This is a genomic window from Saccharibacillus kuerlensis DSM 22868 (assembly GCF_000378145.1).
Lineage (GTDB): Bacteria > Bacillota > Bacilli > Paenibacillales > Paenibacillaceae > Saccharibacillus > Saccharibacillus kuerlensis.
The window spans coordinates 67755-88452 of the sequence record NZ_KB899292.1; the positions used below are offsets into that span (position 1 = coordinate 67755).

The 20698-nt window shown below is 52.3% G+C and carries 15 protein-coding genes and 1 riboswitch; of the genes, 4 read left to right on the plus strand and 11 right to left on the minus strand.

Going from position 1 to position 20698, the window contains the following annotated elements:
- Positions 1–26: 26 nt before the first annotated feature.
- The 10 genes from F456_RS0115345 to F456_RS0115390 form a co-directional block, all read right to left on the minus strand.
- Positions 27–1256, minus strand: a complete 1230-nt coding sequence (locus F456_RS0115345) for an NRAMP family divalent metal transporter (RefSeq protein ID WP_018977935.1) — start codon at positions 1254–1256, stop codon at positions 27–29.
- 48 nt (positions 1257–1304) lie between these two features.
- Complete coding sequence (locus F456_RS0115350) at positions 1305–2063, minus strand: LamB/YcsF family protein (RefSeq protein WP_018977936.1); 759 nt, start codon at positions 2061–2063, stop codon at positions 1305–1307.
- A gap of 271 nt (positions 2064–2334) precedes the next feature.
- Positions 2335–3093: an IclR family transcriptional regulator gene (locus tag F456_RS0115355; RefSeq protein WP_018977937.1), complete on the minus strand. Its 759-nt coding sequence runs from the start codon at positions 3091–3093 to the stop codon at positions 2335–2337.
- A 193-nt stretch (positions 3094–3286) separates the two neighbouring features.
- Positions 3287–4909: an extracellular solute-binding protein gene (locus F456_RS0115360; protein WP_018977938.1), complete on the minus strand. Its 1623-nt coding sequence runs from the start codon at positions 4907–4909 to the stop codon at positions 3287–3289.
- Between the two features lie 52 nt (positions 4910–4961).
- Positions 4962–5858, minus strand: coding sequence for a carbohydrate ABC transporter permease (locus tag F456_RS0115365; RefSeq protein ID WP_018977939.1), 897 nt, complete (start codon positions 5856–5858; stop codon positions 4962–4964).
- A 42-nt stretch (positions 5859–5900) separates the two neighbouring features.
- Positions 5901–6869 (minus strand): ABC transporter permease, encoded by a 969-nt coding sequence (locus tag F456_RS0115370; RefSeq protein ID WP_018977940.1) that lies wholly within the window; start codon positions 6867–6869, stop codon positions 5901–5903.
- Between the two features lie 220 nt (positions 6870–7089).
- Entirely contained in the window at positions 7090–9354 is a 2265-nt protein-coding gene (locus tag F456_RS0115375) for an AraC family transcriptional regulator (protein WP_018977941.1), read from the minus strand.
- A gap of 299 nt (positions 9355–9653) precedes the next feature.
- Positions 9654–11135 (minus strand): potassium/proton antiporter, encoded by a 1482-nt coding sequence (locus tag F456_RS0115380; protein ID WP_018977942.1) that lies wholly within the window; start codon positions 11133–11135, stop codon positions 9654–9656.
- Between the two features lie 306 nt (positions 11136–11441).
- Positions 11442–11780 carry an iron-sulfur cluster biosynthesis family protein gene (locus F456_RS0115385; RefSeq protein WP_018977943.1) on the minus strand — a complete coding sequence of 113 codons (339 nt, stop codon included), beginning with the start codon at positions 11778–11780 and terminating at the stop codon, positions 11442–11444.
- A gap of 96 nt (positions 11781–11876) precedes the next feature.
- Positions 11877–13211, minus strand: a complete 1335-nt coding sequence (locus F456_RS0115390) for an APC family permease (protein ID WP_018977944.1) — start codon at positions 13209–13211, stop codon at positions 11877–11879.
- A gap of 245 nt (positions 13212–13456) precedes the next feature.
- Positions 13457–13564: riboswitch (guanidine-I (ykkC/yxkD leader) on the plus strand.
- A gap of 85 nt (positions 13565–13649) precedes the next feature.
- On the opposite strand from F456_RS0115390, the gene F456_RS0115395 reads away from it, so the two are divergent.
- The 4 genes from F456_RS0115395 to F456_RS0115410 are packed head-to-tail and all read left to right on the plus strand — an operon-like array spanning position 13650 to position 20392.
- On the plus strand, positions 13650–14366 hold the full coding sequence (locus tag F456_RS0115395; RefSeq protein WP_018977945.1) for an urea amidolyase associated protein UAAP1: 717 nt from the start codon (positions 13650–13652) through the stop codon (positions 14364–14366).
- Complete coding sequence (locus F456_RS0115400; protein ID WP_018977946.1) at positions 14366–15040, plus strand: urea amidolyase associated protein UAAP2; 675 nt, start codon at positions 14366–14368, stop codon at positions 15038–15040. The genes F456_RS0115395 and F456_RS0115400 overlap by 1 nt, the downstream gene beginning before the upstream one ends.
- The gene (gene uca, locus F456_RS0115405; RefSeq protein WP_018977947.1) at positions 15033–18644 is read left to right on the plus strand and encodes an urea carboxylase; all 3612 of its coding nucleotides are present in this window, start codon (positions 15033–15035) and stop codon (positions 18642–18644) included. Before F456_RS0115400 ends, uca begins: the two co-directional genes overlap by 8 nt.
- Positions 18641–20392 (plus strand): allophanate hydrolase, encoded by a 1752-nt coding sequence (locus F456_RS0115410; RefSeq protein ID WP_018977948.1) that lies wholly within the window; start codon positions 18641–18643, stop codon positions 20390–20392. The genes uca and F456_RS0115410 overlap by 4 nt, the downstream gene beginning before the upstream one ends.
- A 179-nt stretch (positions 20393–20571) precedes the next feature.
- Here the strand turns inward: F456_RS0115410 and F456_RS24040 are convergent, their stop codons facing one another.
- The gene (locus tag F456_RS24040) at positions 20572–20673 is read right to left on the minus strand and encodes an AraC family transcriptional regulator (protein WP_425314185.1); all 102 of its coding nucleotides are present in this window, start codon (positions 20671–20673) and stop codon (positions 20572–20574) included.
- Positions 20674–20698: the final 25 nt, after the last annotated feature.

The following is a 20698-nucleotide window of genomic DNA, read 5'->3' on the forward strand; positions in this document are numbered from 1 at the left end:
GATCAGAAATGTTTTTATTCGGACGATTACTGGAACAATTTCGGAATTTCGTTAATCAGTGTATACCCGCTCATGTAGGCCATGACGAGTACAATCAATCCGCCGAAAATAGTCAACCAGAGCGGATGTCGGTAGTCGCCGACAATGCTCCGCTTGTAAGCTGCGATTAGCAGGACACACAGACCGATCGGCAGGATCATCCCATTGAGTGCGCCTGCCAGTACCAGCATGCCTACAGGTCTTCCAATAATGACGAAGATCAGCGTCGAGAGGACGATAAAGCCGATAATGTACTTCTTGTAATTGCGTTCGATCTTCGGGCTGAAGCTTCGGATAAACGATACGGACGTATAAGCCGAACCGATGACCGAGGTAATTGCCGCTCCCCACATCACGAGTCCGAACAATTTATAGCCAACGTTCCCCGCAGCCTGCTGGAACACCGAAGGCGCCGGGTTATTAGGATCAATGCTCAATCCCTGGGCAACGACGCCCAGCGCAGCCAGAAACAGCAGAATACGCATGACCGACGTGACAAGAATGCCGGATACGGATGTCTTGGTGACCTGCGGCAGAGCGGCTCTGCCTTTGATTCCGGCATCAAGCAGCCGGTGTCCGCCCGCAAACGTAATGTAGCCGCCGACCGTGCCGCCGACCAGCGTAATGATGGCGAGCATATCGATCCGATCAGGCGCGAACGTCTTGATAACCGCTTCGCCGACTGGAGGAGCCGACGTGATCGCTACATATAATGTCAAGACGATCATGGCAATGCCCGCAATCTGAGTAAAGCGGTCCATCGCCTTACCTGCGTCGCGAATCAGGAAGATTGCGATGGCCACTACCGCGCTGCAGGCTGCACCCAGTTCCGGAGCGGTGCCGAACAGAACATTCAGACCGAGGCCTGCTCCCGCAATATTGCCGATATTGAAGGCAATGCCTCCGAATATGATCAGAAACGCAAGGCCATAACCGAGACCGGGAAGCACCATATTGGCGATTTCCTGTCCTCTCTTCTCGGAGACGGCAATAATTCGCCAGATATTCATCTGCGCTCCAATATCGAGAATGATGGAGATTAGAATGACAAAGCCGAAGCTTGCAGCGAGCTGTTGGGTAAAGACAGTGGTCTGGGTCAGGAAACCCGGTCCGATTGCTGATGTCGCCATCAGGAAGACAGCCCCCATCAGCAGACTGAGATTCGATTTGGGCGGTTCCGCAAGCGACTTGGCCTGCTTGTTGTTGACGGATCCCATAAGTTTCCTCCTTGGTTGTGCGGCTCTGAGGCCGTCTTGTGGAATGTGCTATTTGGCAGGAGACAGAATAATGCCGGCCATCTCGCAGGCAGAACGTATCTGCCGGGCAAATTCTGTCGCATGCGGTCCGTCGCCATGAATGCATACGGTATCCGCATCGATTGCTAGGTCTTCGCCCACCGTCGTACGTACACGGCCTTCCGCAATCATGCGGATGACTTGAGCAATCGCCTCAGCATGATTGACAATCAGCGCGTCAGGACGACTTCTTGGCGTAAGCGAACCGTCCGGCTGGTAAGTCCGGTCCGCGAACACCTCGCTGGCAGTTCTCAGCCCGGCAGCCTGTCCAGCTCTTACCAACTCACTGCCCGATAACCCGAACAGAATCAATCCGGGATCGACGTTCAATACCGCCCTGGCGATCGCATCCGCGAGTTCCGCATGCTGCGCAGCCATGTTATACAGTGCCCCATGCGGCTTCACATGGCGCATCTTCCCGCCTTCCGAACGGACAAACGCATTCAGCGCGCCAATCTGATACACGGTCAGGTCGTAAGCTTCTTCCGGAGAGATCGCCATATTCCGTCGGCCGAAGCCGGCCAGATCCGGCAGTCCGGGATGGGCGCCAATCGCCGTGCCGCTGTCCAGTGCCAGGCGAACAGTTCGCCGCATAACGCCGGGATCACCAGCATGGAAACCGCAGGCGATATTCGCCGATGTGACGTACGGAAGAATTTCTTCGTCCCGGCCGATCCGATAAGCGCCGAAACTTTCGCCCAGATCACAATTCAAGTCGATATGCCGCATCTCGCGCCTCCTTATTCCGAATAACGGAACACATATTCCGAATTTTAAATAGATTATAGACAATCAAACGACCAGGCACAAGAGTTAAAGTCAAGATTTATGACATTAAATCTTGAGAAATTCAGTTTTTCATTTTTTTCAATACTAATTTCGTTTCTGAACAATCCGATTTATGCTTCACATGGCAAGTTGCATGACAAACACACCGACGAATACGTATCGTCGGTGTATGTTTACCCGTTATTCAGCTTGAAACCTCCTTCTTTTTACTCTATTCGCGTTTCCAGCCCAATTCTCGCGAAATTCGTTCGGCCGCGCTTCGTACTTTCTCCGACAGTTCCGGCAGCCTTTCATCCCGAAACCGCGAATCCGGCCCTGCCACGCTTAAGCCGCCTGCAATTCGTCCTGTGTAGTCGAAGATCGGCGCAGCCAGCGCCGACGTGTCGTTCTCCAATTCGGAGTGGCTCAGACTGTATCCGCATCTCCGGGATTCGGCCAATAAGCTTCGCAGCTGCACCACATCGGTAATCGTTCCGGCCGCGATCGGCACAAGCTCCGTCCGCTCCAAATAGCGTTCCGCTTCCGTCTCTGGCATATGAGCCAAGAGAATTCGGGAACAGGCGCCTGCATACAGCGGAGCACGCCTTCCGATCTTCGTATACAGTCTGACCGGCCGCGTAGATTCCAGTTTCTCGATATAGATCGATTCGTCGCCGTCCCGAATCGTTAGATTGACGGCCTCCTCTACCTCATCCCTCAGCTGCCGCATCGCTGGAAGCGCCGCACGCCGAATATCCAGTCGCTCCGCTACCAGTTGGCCGAACTCAAGGAAGACGAATCCCAGCTCATATACTCCGTTCCCATCCCGCTGCAAAAATCCCATCTCCTCAAGCGAGCCCGCCATACGATGTACCGACGTTTTCGGACTGCCTGTCAACTCCACCAGTTCATTCAAACTCATCCGGGGATTAAGACGGAACAAATTCAGCAGGTCCATCGATTTGACGACGGTCTTGTTCTTGTGGCTCATTCTTCGGCTTCCTCCGTTTCGCATCGTCTCCGTATCCGTTTCTTATGAATACAGTTATTATACCGGGCACGACACGAAGGGTTCAACGACATTCGGCCAGGATTACAGCATCGCCATAGAAGAGCGTCCTTTATAATGCAAGCAGGGCGGAGCGCAGACTGCCGCTCCTCCCTGCTTGATCGAACAGACAATGTTATTGATAATTGCCCGCATCGATCGCTTCTTGTTTCTCATCCAAAATTTCCTGATAGCCCGCATCAAGGTACTGCTGCTTGGCTTGTTCATACTGCTGGTCGAATTGATCTTCCGGTGCCATAACGACTTTCAGATACAGTTCCTGGAAGAGTGCATTGAGGTCTGCTTTATAATCGTTTACTTTGTCGAGTACAACAGTGAACAAAGCGTCCGGCGTCCGGAATTCTGCCGTTTGCTCGTAATATTTGACCATGTCATCGACCAAGTACTCGTGACCTGGAGGCGACCAGTTCCGCTTGTTGGCTTCAAGAGTCGTCTCGGGATCCGGATATTCGGCCGTTTCGGTAACGAGTGCCCAATAGTCTTTGTTGTTGTTCTGAGCAAGTACGGACTCGCCTTTGAAATTCGGATCGCGAACGGCGATTCCCTGATCGTCAAGCGTATAATTCTCGCCCTCGACGCCATTTTGCAGGAAGAACAGATTTTCCGGCTGGCTCATCCAGTCCAGGTACATCCAGACGGCAGCACGTTCCATATCGGTCGATTGATAGTTGATGCCCATAATTAATCCGAATGGCCAATATGCGCGGCCCTGCGGCTCTCGGCCTTCCGGCACACCTGCATACGGAGGAATGACGGCAAACTCGGCATCCGGGTTATTCTTCAGCGTCGCATCAAATACATCCGTATTGTTCGTCAGGTACGTGCTGTAGGTACCAGTCTTACCGGCTACAAATTCCGCTTTGGTCTTGCCATCGTCGTCTCGCAGATAGAACTCCCGATCGATCAGTCCGTTATTGTATTGGTAGTTCATGTTCCGCAAGAAACGCTCCGTGTCTTCCGAAGTGAAATCCGCCACGGAAAGATCGGAATACAGCGCACGGTATTTCGGATCGAACGGCCAGTCGCGGAAGGCATAGTTGTAGTTGAAGGAGTTCTGAATCAGACTGCCTCCCGCCACACCAAGCCCTTCTTCTTTCCACTTCATCAGCATGTCGTTGTATTTTTCAAGCGATGTCAGATCTTCAACTTTCATGTCGACTTCCTCTACCCAGTCTTTGCGAATGATCGAAACGAAGTTGTCGGTTTCCGGGCGGGAGGCAAACACGAAGACGTTTTGATCGTCAATTTTGCCGTATTGTTCGATCGTTTCGCTCATGTTCTCCCAGTATGTAGGGGCATAGTGAGCGACTTCTTCCAGATTCAAAGGCTGGAGAACTTCTTCACCGTAATAGGCCAATGCCTGAGGCATATCGTAGTGGAAAATGATGTCCGGTGCTTTGCCCGAAGCCAGCAGCTGCTCAAAATCCGTTACTTCGCTGCTTCGTGTAATCGGTACAAAGTTAACGCTTACATTGTACTTTTCGCCAAACTCTTTTTGGATCCATCGGGTATAGAAGTTATCTGTAACGTTCCAGCCTTCAAAAGCGCGCTCATAAACCGGAATATCGAGGCTTACTTTTTCCGGAAATCCTTTTGAGTAATCCGGGAACCCTTCGGCCGGTGTCTCTGCAGCTGACGAAGCATTTCCAGCTTCACCGGAACCTCCGCACCCTGCCAACAAAGCAACGAGTGCGAGCCCGGTCAGCAGCTTGGACCCCCATCTGTTCTTTTTACTCATTTCTGATCCCCCCAATAATGGTTTTAGGATAGATGAAGCCTGCTTGACGCTGCTATTCCTTCACTGCGCCAAGCATTGTGCCCTGAACAAAATACTTCTGGACGAATGGATAAATACAGATGATCGGCAGAGTGGCAAATACGACGACAGCAGCTTTCATAACTTCGGGATTGCTCAGAGTTACTTCGGTTGCCTCAAGCTGGAAGCTTTCGCTGGCCTGAACAACCAGATAGTACAATTTCAGCTGCAGCGGGCGCAGATCGACGTTATGTTTGATATAGAACAAGGCATCTTGATAAGCATTCCACCGTCCGACCGCATAGAAGAGCGAGAGTGTCGCAATAATCGGCTTAGACAGAGGCAGTACGATACTCCACAGTATTCGAAAATGTCCGGCTCCGTCGATCCGCGCTGATTCCTCCAGACTGATTGGAACACTGTACGTGAACGTCGTCTTCATAATCAGCAGGTTGAATGCACTGAACGATAGCGGCAGCACCAGCGCCCAGATCGTATCCAGCATCCCCAAGCTGTTGATCAGCATGTATTCCGGGATAATCCCTCCGCTGAAGTACATGGTAAACAGGAAAATGAAAGTCAGCGTTGTGCGTCCTTTCAGCTGTCTGCGGGACAGTGGATAAGCTGCACAGATCGTGACAACCATACCTAGTATGGTAAACATGACCGTCACCAGAATCGACACGTACAGAGATTTCAGGATACTGGCATCGGCAAAAATCTTGCTGTACGCTTCAAGCGAAAATCCTCTCGGCCAGAGTAACACTTTGTTCGCAATAACGTAGGCGTCCTCGCTGAAGGACTTGGCTACGATATGCAGGTACGGCAGCAGACAGATGAGGGAAACGACAACAAGTGCGAAATGAATAACGAATCCCCAGACGTCGAAGCGCTTGCGATGCGGGGCCGGAGCGGTATTGGCGGATTTCATGCTGCTCCTCCTTTCCAAATATGCTGTACTAGATTCATCCGTTTACAACAAACCGTCTTCACCCAATTTTTTGGCGATTCGGTCGGCCGCCAATACGAGAACCAATCCGATTAAGGCCTGGAACAATCCGAGCGCCGTGGCACGGCTGATATCCCCGCCTTCGATCCCCCACCGGTAAACCAGTACCGGAATGGTCGTTGTAAATTCGGTCGTCGCCCGGTTCAGCAGCGCGTAGATCCGCTCGAACGAGCCGCCCATCACACCGCCCAGACTCATAATAAGCAGCGTCACGATTGTCGGTCTAATCGATGGAAGCGTGATATTCCACATTTTGCGCCAGCGGCTGGCTCCGTCGACGGTAGCCGCCTCGTACATCTCCGGGTTAATACTGCTCATGGCCGCCAGGTAGATGATCGTGCCCCAGCCCATACTCTGCCAGATCCCGATTGCCAGGTAGCTGATCAACCAGTTCGTATCTTCCTGAAGGAACGGAACCCGCGTCCCTCCCAGGCTTGAAATGATATTGTTGATCATCCCGTTACCTTCGCCCAGCAGTTGATAGGCCATGGCTCCGATGATGACCCAAGACAGGAAGTGCGGCAGATACAGCAAAGTTTGATTGACTCTTTTAAACATGACATTTTTGACTTCGTGCAGCAGCAGGGCCAGCATGATCGGTACCGTAAAGCTGAAGATCAAATCCGTAATGTTGAGCAGCAGCGTATTGCGTACGGCTCTTGCAAAGTCCGGCTTGGCAAACAGATCCTGAAACACCTGCATGCCTACCCACTCGCTGCCCCAGAAGCCTTTGGCAATCTTATAATCCTTGAAGGCCAGTACCAGACCCGCCAGCGGCGTGTATTTGAAGAGAAGTACAAGAGCCAGCGGAAGAATAAGAAGCACGTACAGTTGCCAGTCGCGTCGCAGATAATACAGAGGTCCGTATCGCTTTTCCCTGACACCTAATAAAGCGGTTTCATTCTTGTGCTTGGATATACTAAATCCCTTCACAATTTCACCTCCTGTCTCCTTTTTCCCATCCGTCACCGGAAGTTGTGCCCATCATAGCCTCCAGTTCATTATCCGGTAAACAGCGAGTGTTGATTATGACGGTCATTTTTGATTGGAACCGCGCTGTTATGGGAAATACAGAACATAAAAGGATCATTTTTGGTTGTTCCAGTCACAAATGACAGCGGTTTCTTTTAGAGATTATGAGCACTTTTTTTCTTCAAGAAGTCGCTTTTTGTTTGACTCTGAAACTGCTTGGGGCCATACCCTCGTATTTATGGAAAAAGCGGTTGAAACTGCGTGCATTATCATAACCGACTTCGGCCGCAATCTCTGTAATTGTCCGTTCACTCTCCGCAAGCAGCTGCTTCGCTTTCTCGATTCGGAGTCGATTCAGGCAGTCGATCAGACTGGTGCCTGTCATCTCGGAAACAATCTTGCGCATATAGGAATAGCTGATCCCAATTTCTCTCGCCATGTCTTCAAACACAACATCCTCGCAGTAGTGCTCGCGAAGATAGCCGAAGATTCGTTCCCCATACGAATTCGCATCCGTTTCCGCCGGCTTCATCGCTTCGATGATTCGGGCATAGAAGTCGTGCAGATACTCCTGCAGATCGTCCAGCGTATCGAGCGATCCGAGGGCCGAGTAGACACTTCCACGCCCGGCGACGAGGCGCGCAGCATGATTGTCGTTTTCTCTCAAATGCTTGATCGTCACGCCTACAAGCTGGTTGTAAATGAATAAAATATTATCGTATGAAATGTAGTCCGCTGCTCTAATCTCATCCGCGATACGTTCAAGTTCGGCATCAATCTTCTCCAGTTCCCTACGATCCAGGAAATTGAGAACACGCTGTTCGCTGTGTACGGGGTATACATATTTGCCGCCAAGGCCTTCGTCCTGGGTTTCGTAATGAATACCGCCGCTGCCGGCGATCATCCGACGCTTGACGGCTTCCGATGCTTCCGCTGACAATTCCGATATGCATGTCGCTTCCTGCGAACGCCCGCTAACCCCGATCGTCACGCTATGTCCGAACAGCTCGGCCGCTTTTTCCCGAATTTGCTCGAAAAGCGAATGAATGCTGCTGCAGCTTTCTCTTTCTTCGGCATAATTGATTACGACCGCGAAATAGCCGTCTCCCCGGTATAGGCACTGCCCGGACATCCCTTCGGTGAACAGGCTGTCGCAGTAAGCGGTCAGCAGGTAACGGTGATAACTTCGAGTCTCCGCATTATGCTTGGTTGCGTAACGCCGGTAACCGTCAATCGAAATGGCGGCTACAAGGAAACGAGGATAAGGAAAGACATCGCCGACCGGCCGATCCGTCTCGCCTCTCAGCAGTTGATGAACGACGAGACTTCGGGCATCCTGTTCGCGTTCCCGAAGCAGTCCGTGCAGCTTGGCTTCTTCATCCTGCATCCTGCGAAATACAGTATCAAGAAAAGCAAACTCATTACGTCCCGGAACTTCCAGATATCCGCGCACCGTAAGCTTACGTACCAGCTCCCGTGCGGGTCTGGACAGCCAAGCCGCCAAAAATATCGTTGCAAATGTACCGACAAAAACAACAATGACCGTCAGCAGAACCAGGCCGCGCTGCCAGTTGTGCGCAGTAGTCATCAATTCCTGTACGGAATATGTATTCAGATGGGTCCAGCCTAACGGGCTTGAATGCGACCACGTATACAGGAGCCTTCTGCCGTCCACCTCGCGAAAAGCATAGCCTTCCCCCGAGGAGCTGTCCAACAAATCGCCGAATACCGGCAGTTGGCGGGCATCGCTCAGAAGTAGACTTTTGTCGGAATGAGAAATGATTGTTCCGTTGGAATCTGCGAGAGCGTATCCGACACTGGCTTCGTTGGTTGACTGAAGATAATCCTCCAATTGACTTTCACGCAAGTTGATTACAATCGTGCCCTTCGTCGTCGTGGACAAACGGCTTAACGGCAGCACATAAGAAACGACAGGGACGCCGGAACTCAGTCTGCGCGGGTACCATACGCCTTCGATCCCGCTCTGAATTTCCAAAGCCGATTCCAGCCAATCCATCGACTCATACCGTTCGACCTGGGTGATGCTCTTGTCCGTAGACACGATATAATCGGAACCTTCCAGATGGAAAAAGGAAGAGTATACCCCTTCCGCCCGTCGATTAAGATTGGTAAGCTCCCGCATCACCGCCATCCCCTGGCTGATACTGCTGTAATCGGCGCTCAGCTGCGCGTAATTCTTGAAAGGACGCAGACGGTCGAAAGTTCCCGTAGCGGAAAGCCTCACCGTATCCTGGGTCAGGCTGTTCAGCGCACTTTCGCTCAGTCTGCGGCTGGCCACCAGCTCGGCAAGCGAAGATTCCGCGATCTCCCGCTGTGAACTGCGCAGACTCTGTTCGCCGCTGTACCAAGTCAAAATGCTCGCCGGAATTACCATTACGATAAACAAGATACAGGCCAGCTGCAGGGTCATCGGGAAACGTTTCATGAACAATGCCTCCGATCCTTTTCGAAAATTTGCCTGCCTATATGATAACGCTTACAATTGTAGTTTTGTTAATCACTTTTCCTTATATTAACTGATGATTATTTGGCTTGTCCACGTGTAAGTTCTTTTATTTTACAAGATTTTTGTGATTTTGTGGAAAAAGGTTTGGGAACTGCAGAAGATTAAGCCTGTTGAACATTAATTCGGAATAATGATCTGATCGATTAAGTGTAAAAGCAAAAATAAAACCCTACTCTCTATTTGGAGAGCTGGGTTTCATTTTCCGGTTGATCTATCATCTATTTAGGAGATTCTTTTTTAAGTAATTTTTGCGGTTTTTCCTGTTTACTGAACATCGCCTTAACTTGCTTCCTCATCGTTTTTGGCAGCAGAACGTAGAGGGTATCACCCGCTTTAACACGTGTTCGGCCTTTCGGTGTAATGATCTTTTCGTCACGTACAATCGCAGTGACCAAAGCTTCTTCAGGAAGACTAACATGTCTGATTTCTCTGCCTTCCACGAGCGATTGTTCCTCCACGTCAATCTCAATAATCTCCGAATTGGTCTTCCCGATCGACACAAGTTCCAGACTGTGAGGCACCGCTGCCTTTTTCCCGCCCAATAAACCCAACTTTCCGGCTAAAAATGAAATGGTCGAGCCTTGAATCAACGCGGAAGTCAACACGACGAAGAATACGACATTAAAAATAAGCTGGCTGTGTTCCATACCTGCAAGCATCGGATAGGTAGCGAGTACAATCGGAACGGCTCCGCGCAGTCCCGCCCAGGATATGAATGTTATTTCCTTGAGGTCGAATTTCATGAAAATCATACTTGCGAATACACCCAGAGGCCTTGCAACGAACATGAGCAGGATCGACAAGCCCAAGCCCTGCCAGATGACAGAGAGCAGTTGATTTGGGAAAACCAACAGACCGAGCAGGATAAACATGAGGATTTGCATCATCCAGGCGAAGCCTTCATTGAAGCGGAAAATCGAATGACGATACGTCAGATCGGAGTTCCCGACCAACACAGCCATCACATAAACCGCCAACAATCCGCTGCCTTGAAGCATGGCGGTTCCACTGTAGGCCAAGACGGCAAGCGCCATAGACAAAACGGGATACAGCCCCGAAGAGTCGAGATTGATTTTGTTGATGATCGCTACCGAGGCCTTGCCCATAAGCAGACCTATGATGAGGCCCAATCCCATTTGCCAGACAAAACCGAGGATTAGGGCGAAGAAATTGGATTCCGGATTCTGAATAAGCGTGATCAGAGAAACGGTCAAAAAGATCGCCATCGGATCATTAGTCCCCGATTCCGCTTCCAACGTTGCCGTCAGCTTCGGTCTAATGTTCTTAGTGCCCAATACGGCGAAGATGGCGGCCGCATCCGTCGAACCAACAATCGCGCCGAATAACATTCCTTCAAGCCAAGATAAACCCAAAATGTACTTGGCAAGCGCGCCTATCGTGACGGTCGTAATCAGTACCCCTACCGTTGCCAAAGTTGCGGAGGGAACAATCACTTTTTTCATATCCGTCCATTTGGTCTGAAGACCGCCTTCGAACAAAATGACGATCAGCGCAAGAACTCCGAACAGCTGAGTCAAATAAGCGCTGTCGAAATAAATAAATTTACTTAACAGCATCCCGACGGCAATAAAGAATACCAGAGAGGGAACGCCTAAGCGAGAGGAGAACTTCGTTGTTAGAACGCCAACAATCAGCAGCGTGGAAAAAAGTAATATGGAGTTATCAATCGTGAATTGCAACCATTTTCCTCCTTACCGTACGAAATGCCGTAATTCAGCTCTAATTATCATACCATAACCTCTCGATCTTCCTGTCAAAAAGCCCTCTTTTCTTATCGGATCTTCATTAATAGAGCATCAATAAGCGATCTTGAGCACAGCCTTTTCACATCTGATCCATTGACGATGAATCGACAAATCCATATAAAGAAGCGAGGCTCTGCCGAAAAGAACTCGGCTTGCCTCGCTTGCTCAATTTGCAGACGTGACCTGTTTCAATCGACTCCCTGCTTGGAAAACATATTGCTTGTACAATTAAAGTGCCGATTAAAGTACTGAATGTTCCGGTTTCCGAAGATCCGTCACTTTCAAATTCCGGCTGAACACCGCACCGTCGCTGGACAGCTTGAACGAAGGATAATTCCGATCGGCTTCAAGCTTCATCACCGGATCAAACTGCTGCTCCTGCTGACGATCCGTCCAGACCTCGAACACTTCCGATTCGACCGGAACGTCCGTATCCCAAGGCTTGTCCGCAATCTGCAGCGTCACTACGCCGTTGCAGCCGCAGTTGATCGTATCGTACACAAGCCGCAGGCTGCCGGGACGATCGCCCAACTTCTCTTTGATTTTGCTTTCCGTATATTCGTCCATTTGAATGCGCATGATTGATCCCCTCCTGTTTTTACTTTACCCGTTTTTGAGGAGGATGTCAGGTACGGACCATGCGAAGTATAAATGGCGCTTTTCAGAAGCTGCTGGTTAGACCGACTGTTCAGGAGCCGCAGCAGCCGCTTTCTCCAGAGAAGAAAACTTCATCCGCCGCACCGCATAGTAAACAAGCCCTACAACCAGCCAGCCGGTGCCGAGCATCAGCGAAGATTTGCCGAGCAGCGTAATCAGATACAGGACGAACAGCGCTCCGAACAGCGGACAAACGAGACGAATCAGCAGATCCCGCGGCGAACGCCGCTTCTGACGGATGATATAGTGGGCGATTACGGAGATATTTACGAACAGGAACGCGGTTAATGCGCCAAAGCTGACGAACTTGATGGCCGTTTCCAGACTAATAAACAAGGCCGATAGAGAAACCAGGCTCATCAGCAGAATATTGAATACAGGGGTACGATATGTAGGATGCAGAGACGCAAATGGTTTGGGCAGTAGAGAGGTGCGGCCCATGACCAGCAGCAGCCGGGTAACGGTTGTCATGGAAGACATGCCCTGAGACAGGACGGAGAAGATGATTACGAAAGTAAATACGCCGGCCAGCAGACCTCCGCCGATCGACTGCATCAGTTCATAACCCGCCGAATCCACGTTGGTATAAGCAAAGTTCGGATAAATCTGCTGAATCAGATAGGCCGTTACGAAGTACAGCAGGCCGGCAAGAACAACAATGATGAAAATGGCCCGAGGGATTGTTTTCTTGGGGTCCTTGGTTTCTTCCGCCATCGTAGTGATGGAATCAAAGCCAAGGAAGGAAAAGCAGACCAGCGAAGCGCCAGCAAGAATGGCGGAAAAACTGACGCCTCCCGAGTCAGGGAACGGGTTGAATCCGGCACTTACGCCTCCCGTGATGCCTTTATAAACCAGCATTCCGCAGAAGCCGGCGATAAACAAAATTTGCAGCAGGACGAACACTTTACTGATATTTGCCGAAGTTTTGATGCCGATGATGTTGATGGCCATGACGATCAGCGTCAGCAGCACAATCCATACCGCCGAAGGAACCGACGAGAACTGCGCATGCAGATTCACGCCGAACATCAGCACCGCTACAATACAGGAAAATAAGTAATCCAACAGAATCGCCCAGCCTACAATAAAGCCGATAAATGGATTGATTGCTTTGGACACATACGTATAAGCAGACCCTGATACAGGAAAAGCTTTAGCCATCTGTCCATAGCTGAGTGCCGTAAATACAATAGCGACGAAAGCGAGCAGATAAGCGGCGAGCAGCATACCACCTGATCCTTCATGCAGGACTCCAAAACTGGTGAAGAAGATCATGGGCGACATCCAGGCCAATCCCATTGTTACAACATGCGATAAAGACAAATCTCTTTTTAATGTGATTTCTTTTGACATATGTATTCACGCTCCATTCGGAATTTTTCTGAAGAAGCCAAGCTTTCGTGTCAGGTTTTATACGACTCATAAAGTAGCCTGACTATATCAAGCTTCTTTTTCGTTTGTAAATAGGAACATATATTCTTTTTACAATAAAAACTGACATACACACTTGGAAAAACGAACTTTTTCATTGAAATTCTTAGAAATTCCTTGTCTCTCTCAAAATCTTATGTTATTGTTCATGACATAAGAACTGCATACAAATTGTTTTCTAGGGTTCCGGGTCTTGCATAAGGCTGACTGGTCCGAGAGAAAACGCATTGGCAGCAAAATGTCGATGTCCACGGCGGGACAAAAGCCCGGGAGAAATTTCAAAGCCTATCGCTTTGATTATTTCTCCCGGGCTTTTTGTATTTTCATTCATCGCTTACCTATATTCGAGGAGGTTTTCATATGGGAGTATTCACGATTCAACCTGGCGGCAAGTGGTCGGGCGTGATTGGAAAAGGCAAACAAATTCAATTCAAAGCCGCAGGCAATCAGGCTAACCTGTCCGTTCTGCTGTATCACGCGCCGTATCCTGCCGAACGCTACAACATGCCGGATACGTTAAAAGCGCAGCATACTGCCCTGTTGACGGCAGGCCATGTACTGATGAGCGACCAGGGCCGCGTGCTCGCCTCCATCATCGAAGATACTGTAGGCTGGCATGATCCTTTAAGCGGATATACGACAAGAAGTGCAACGAACGAACGATACGGCTTCACGAATTACCAGCAGCAGCGGAATGGCTGGCTGCGCAGCGGGGCAGAGAACTTTACGGTTGAATTGTTCCGCAACCAGCTGACGCCGCGCGATCTGATCCCGCCTGTGAATCTGTTCTCCAAAGTTATCTGCGAATTGGATGGAAGTATGCGCTACGTCGAACAGGACACCGCAGGCCGGACCGTTACGCTGCGCACGGAGATGGATGTGCTGTTTCTTTTCTCCAATACGCCAAATCCACTGAATCCATCGCCGGTTTATCCGGATACCGCTATTGAAGTTCGGGTGAGCGACGCGATGCCGGTAACCGAACAGGATCTCTGCGTACGACACTGCCCGGAGAACCGCCGCGCTTTTGAAAATACATGGCAGGCCCAAGAGCTGCTGAGAGGAGCGAACGCCTAATGATGACTCACGAATTTGTGCCTACATTAAGTACGCTGGATCCGGAAGAAGCGATTTACTCCCATATCATCCCCGCCGGCGATGGCTGGCTGTATGATCTGCTCCCGGGACAAACCCTCCGTATCGTGGATTTGGAAGGCAATCAGGCGGTCGATACGCTCTTCTATGCAAGCGAAGATCCAAGCGATCATTACAGCGCTATTCAGACCATTACCGGGCAGCAAAATCTGTATTTGACGACCGGCTCCGTTCTCAAAGCGGAATCCGGACTTGATCTGCTTCGCATTGCTGCCGACACCTGCGGCCGCCACGATACGATCGGCGGTGCCTGCTCCGCTCAGAGCAATACGGTTCGCTATTCGCACGATACGCTGCCGATGCACAACTGCCGGGATACGTTCATGCTGATGCTGGCGGAGCGCCCCGCTTTCACCAAACGGGATCTGGCGCCGAACGTCAATTTCTTCATGAATGTTCCGGTTACGCCGGAAGGCAAGCTTACTTTTGCAGACGGAGTATCCGGGCCCGGCCGCTATGTGGAACTGGTCGCGCTCGCTCCGGTTACGGTATTGATCAGCAATTGCCCGCAGCTGAATAACCCCTGCAATGCTTACAACCCGACACCTGCACAAGTACTGATCTGGAACAGCGAAGGAGGCGAAGCCCATGTTTAACAAAGTGATGATTGCCAACCGCGGCGCGATTGCGGTGCGTATCCTGCGTACGCTGAAGAAGATGGGGATCCCTTCCCTGGTCGTATACACACAGGCGGATCGCGACAGCCTGCATGTGGAATTGGCGGATGAAGCGGTATTGATCGGCGAAGGTCCGGCCAAAGAAAGCTACATTAATGCAGAACTGATTCTGCAAACGGCTCTGGATCACGGCGTGGATGGGATTCACCCGGGGTACGGCTTCCTGAGCGAAAATGCTTCTTTTGCCAAAGCCTGCGCGGAGCAGGGCATTGCTTTTATCGGACCAAGCCCCGAGCATATCGAACTGTTCGGCTTGAAGCACACTGCCCGGGCGATGGCTGAAGAAGCGGGCGTACCGCTGCTGCCAGGCACCGGTTTGATGGAAAATTTGGCGGAAGCGGTCATGCATGCAAGACGTATCGGTTACCCGATCATGCTGAAAAGTACGGCGGGCGGCGGCGGGATCGGCATGCGCATCTGCGAAAACGAAGAAGAGCTGAAAGATTCCTACGCGTCAGTAACCCGTTTGGCGACAGCCAATTTCAATGACGGCGGCGTATTTCTGGAAAAGTACATCTCCCATGCCAGGCATGTGGAAGTACAAATTTTCGGCAATGCATTCGGCGAAGCGATAGCACTGGGCGAACGCGACTGTTCCGTGCAGCGCCGCAACCAGAAGGTGATCGAAGAAACGCCGGCTCCGCTGCTGCCCGAAGACGTTCGACAGCGCATGCTGGATTGCGCGCAGGCGCTTGCCCAGGCAGCAAACTATCGCAGCGCGGGAACGGTGGAATTCTTATATGATGCGGCTGCGGAACAATTTTACTTCCTTGAAGTCAATACGCGACTGCAGGTTGAGCATGGCGTTACGGAAGAAGTGCTGGGGATCGATCTCGTCGAGTGGATGGTACGAGAAGCGATGAACGAGCTGCAAGCCCTGCCAACTCTCGTTCGCAAGCCGCAGGGACACAGCCTGCAGGTTCGTCTGTACGCTGAAGACTCTTTCCAGGATTTCCGTCCAAGTGCCGGAATCATCGACGGTGTGATCTGGCCGGAAGGAGCCCGCACAGAAACCTGGATTGCCAAAGGGGTTGAAGTGACTACTCTGTACGATCCGATGCTGGCAAAAATTATCGTGCACGCGGAAAATCGGACAGCGGCTATCGAAGCCATGATCGCCTGTCTCGACGAAATGCGCGTGTACGGCATTACGACGAATCAATCGTATATCGCCTCCTTCCTTCAAGAGCCGGATTTCCAAAATGGACATGTACATACCGGTATGCTCGCCGGCTTCTCCCCTCTCGAGCACGCGATCGAAGTGATCGACGGCGGCATTCAGACGACTGTGCAGGATTATCCGGGACGCACCGGCTACTGGGACATTGGCGTACCGCCTTCGGGACCGATGGATGCCCTCGCTTTCCGTCTGGGCAATCGCCTGCTCGGCAACGAAGAAACGGCGGCAGGATTGGAGATGACTTTCCGCGGCGGCACTTACCGCTTCCGGGATGAGATGTGGTTCTGCCTAACCGGCGCCGCTATGACTGCTTCCCTGGACGGGGTTCCGGTGCCGCTCTACACGCCTACCCAGGCGCCGGCAGGTTCGGTATTGACGATCGGCGAAGCGTCATCAGGCATGCGAGCTTACCTGCTGGCAGCTGGCGGACTGGATATTCCGCTGACGCTCGGCAGCGCCTCTACCTTCACGCTCGGCGGCTTCGGCGGCTACGGCGGCGGAACGCTTCGCCCGGGCGCCGTGCTTCGTGTGAAGCCGTCGGAAGGACAGCGGCTTGCTGCTCCTGGTTCGGCTTCGCTGCCCGCCGTGTCCCGCGAATGGACCATTGGCGTTATTCCGGGCCCGCACTGCACGCAAGAGTACCTGCTGCCCGCTTATCTGGACCAACTGACGGAAACGACTTGGGAAGTGCATTTCAACAGCTCGCGTACCGGCGTTCGGCTGGTCGGCCCCGCACCGCTGTGGGCGAGAGAAGACGGCGGCGACGCCGGTCTCCATCCTTCCAATATTCATGACAACGCCTATGCGGTAGGCGCTCTGGATTTGACCGGCGATATGCCGATCCTGCTCGGACCGGACGGTCCGAGTCTCGGCGGCTTTGTCTGCCCCGTAACTACGGCTTCCGCCGAACTGTGGAAGCTCGGTCAGCTTCGCCCTGGCGATCAGGTCCGCTTTACGCTCATTACCGTGGAAGAAGCCGAACAGCTTTGGCAGAAGCAGGAGCATTTCCTGAACCATCTGCAGGAAGGCGCACCGCTTCCGGTGCTGCCGGAACATTCAAGCGGAACCTATATGCCGCTGCTTGCTTTTGAAGAAGAGAACCGCCGGTTCCCGATTGCGGTACGCTGCTCGGGAGACGAGAATATTTTGGTGGAATACGGAGCGCGGGAACTGGATCTTCTGTACCGCTTCCAGGTCTACGTGCTGATGCAGGCAATCCAAGACAGCGGCCTGATTCCTTACAAAGAATTGACGCCAGGCATTCGCTCGCTGCAAATCCATTTGGACCGCTCGCGCATCTCGGTCAAAGAAGCCGCGGCGCGGTTGATGGAGTTGGACCGGACACTGCCATCGCTCGATTCGATCGAAGTGCCGTCGCGTATCGTTAAGCTGCCGCTGTCCTGGGACGATCCGGCTACCCGGCTCGCGATTGAACGGTATCAGCAGAATGTACGTCCCGATGCGCCTTGGTGCCCAAGCAACCTGGAGTTTATTCGTCGGATGAACGGCCTGGGATCGATCGACGAAGTAGCCGAAGTCGTATTCAACGCTTCTTATCTGGTTATGGGACTGGGCGACGTGTACTTGGGCGCACCGGTAGCCGTACCGCTCGATCCAAGACACCGGCTGGTCACGACCAAATATAATCCGGCCCGTACCTGGACGCCGGAAAATGCGGTAGGGATCGGCGGCGCTTATCTATGCGTATACGGCATGGAAGGTCCGGGCGGCTATCAATTCGTGGGCCGAACCGTGCAGATGTGGAACAAAATCCGCCATACCGCGAACTTTGAGCCTGGCAAACCGTGGCTGCTTCGTTTCTTCGACCAAATTCAGTTCTACCCGGTATCCGAGCAAGATCTGCTGCAGATGCGGGAAGATTTCCCTCGCGGCGACTTCACGGTCGAAATGGAAGAAACGACGTTCAATCTCGGGGATTACCTGAAATGGCTGACGACGATCGAACAGGATTCCGCCGTATTCCGCGAGTCCCAGCAGTCCGCTTTCCAGCAGGAACGGGAACTGTGGAAAACACTTGGCATTGCCGAGCACGTATCCGAACCCGAAACTGCCGTGTCTCAAGAGCAGAATGCCGTACCGGAAGGCAGTCTGGCCGTTAACAGCGCCATGTCCGGCAGCGTATGGAAGGTTCTCGTGGAACCCGGCCAATTCGTGAAGAAAGACGAGACTCTTATAATAGAAGAAAGTATGAAAATGGAGTTCCATCAGATCGCGCCTTTCAGCGGCATCGTGACTTCGGTCGTCGTGTCGCCGGGCGATCAGGTTCGTGCCGGAGACTGCATCGCGACCATTCATCCCGAACAAGAGGAGGCGGCTTCATGAGTGTACAATGTATTCCTGCACAGCTAACAATCGAGGTATTGCGGAGCGGATACCGGAAAGGCTTGTTTACGCCGGAAGAAGTCATCAGCGCCATTATCCAGAGAGCGGAGCAGTCGGCAGAAAAGCATATCTGGATTCTGCCGCCCGTTTACGAGCGAATAAGTCCTTATCTGGAAAATCTGCAGGGGCTGAACCCCGAGGATTATCCGCTGTGGGGCATTCCATTTGCCGTCAAAGACAACATCGAAGTATCCGGTTGGCCGATTACGGCCGCCTGCCCGGATTATGCCTATACGGCCGAGCAGCATTCAGGCGTTGTCGAGCGGCTGATTGCTGCCGGCGCTGTTCCTGTCGGCAAAACCAATTTGGATCAGTTTGCAACCGGCCTGGTCGGCACAAGAAGTCCTTATGGAGATACCCATAACGCGCTTCGGCCGGAGCTGATTAGCGGCGGATCAAGTTCCGGCTCCGCGGTTGCCGTAGCGCTGGGCCAAGCGGCCTTCGCGCTGGGTACGGATACGGCCGGTTCGGGCCGTGTTCCGGCCGCATTGAACGGGCTGATCGGTTATAAGCCAGCCGTAGGCGCTTGGCCTTCGCGCGGCGTTGTTCCGGCATGCCGCAGCATCGACTGCGTCACGGCATTCGCGAATACTTTAGAAGATGCGGCATCTGTAGACCGTCAGATTCGCGGCCGAATGGAAGAAGATCCTTATTCATTCGATCGTCCACTGGCGCCCGCCGCCCTTCCCGATCGCTTTCTGCTTCCTGCCGAACCGCTTGCTTTTTATGGACCGTTCGAGAATGAATACCGGGCCGCATGGGAACGTGCCAAGCAGATGGTTAAGCAGACGGGGATTCCTGTAGTCGAAGTGGACATCTCTATGCTGCGGGAAGCGGCGGCACTGCTCTATGAAGGACCGCTCGTTGCCGAGCGCTGGTCCGATCTGCAGCCTTTTATCGAGAATCATCCGGGAGCGGCTCTGCCCGTTACGGAAAAGGTGCTTCGCACTGGAGAACAGGCATCTTTCACAGCCGCCGCCTTATTCCGTTCTCAGCACCGGCTTGCGGAAATCCGCCGCGCCACCGAAAATCTGCTGCACAATGCCGTGCTGGTGCTGCCGACCGCCGGAGGAACCTGGACGCGTGAGCAGGTCGCCGCCGATCCGATTGCCACCAATAGTCAGATGGGCCTGTATACCAATCATTGCAATCTGTTGGATCTCAGCGCGCTCGCGATTCCTGCCGGCGAAGCCGCAGAGCGTCTGCCGTTCGGCATTACCTTGTTTGCCCTGCCTGCCGAAGAAGCCAATCTCGGCGCCGCCGCCCGGCTGATCGAGACGCAGGTAGACCGTATCACCGTTGCGGTATGCGGACTTCATATGCGGGGCATGCCGTTGGAGCCGCAGATGATCGGGCTTGGCGCATCCTTTATAGAAACTGTGCAGACTGCTCCCGCTTATAAACTTTATCGCCTGCCTACCACGCCATCCAAACCGGGTCTTGTTCGGTCAGCCGAAGGCGGAGCTGCCATTGAGGTGGAGCTGTGGAGCATGCCGGTATCTTCCTTTGGACGCTTTACCGCTTCTATTCCGGCTCCGCTTGGCATCGGCAAGATCGAAATGCAGGACGGCCGGATTGTGTCCGGATTTGTCTGCGAAGCTTATGCAGCGCAGGGAGCCGCGGATATTTCGCATTACGGCGGTTGGCGGAATGCCATTGCAACTGCCCAGACTGCCTCTCAAATCTGATTGCTGCTATTAATTTATAGAAAAAAGACTGTTCCGGAACTCATCGAAGCTGACGAGGGAACAGTCTTTTTGGTTTTGGTTTTGGTTTTGGTTTTGGTTTTGGTTTTGGTTTTGGTTTTGGTTTTGGTTTTGGTTTTGGTTTTGGTTTTGGTTTTCGGCAAGAAATGTTCTTCTAAGCTCTATTTCCGGTAAAACAGGGGCGCTCTCCCCGTCACTTCCTTGAACACCCGGCCAAAATGGGTCACACTGCCGAAGCCTACTTTTCGCGCGATGACGTTCACTTTCAGGGAAGAGTTCAGAAGCAGC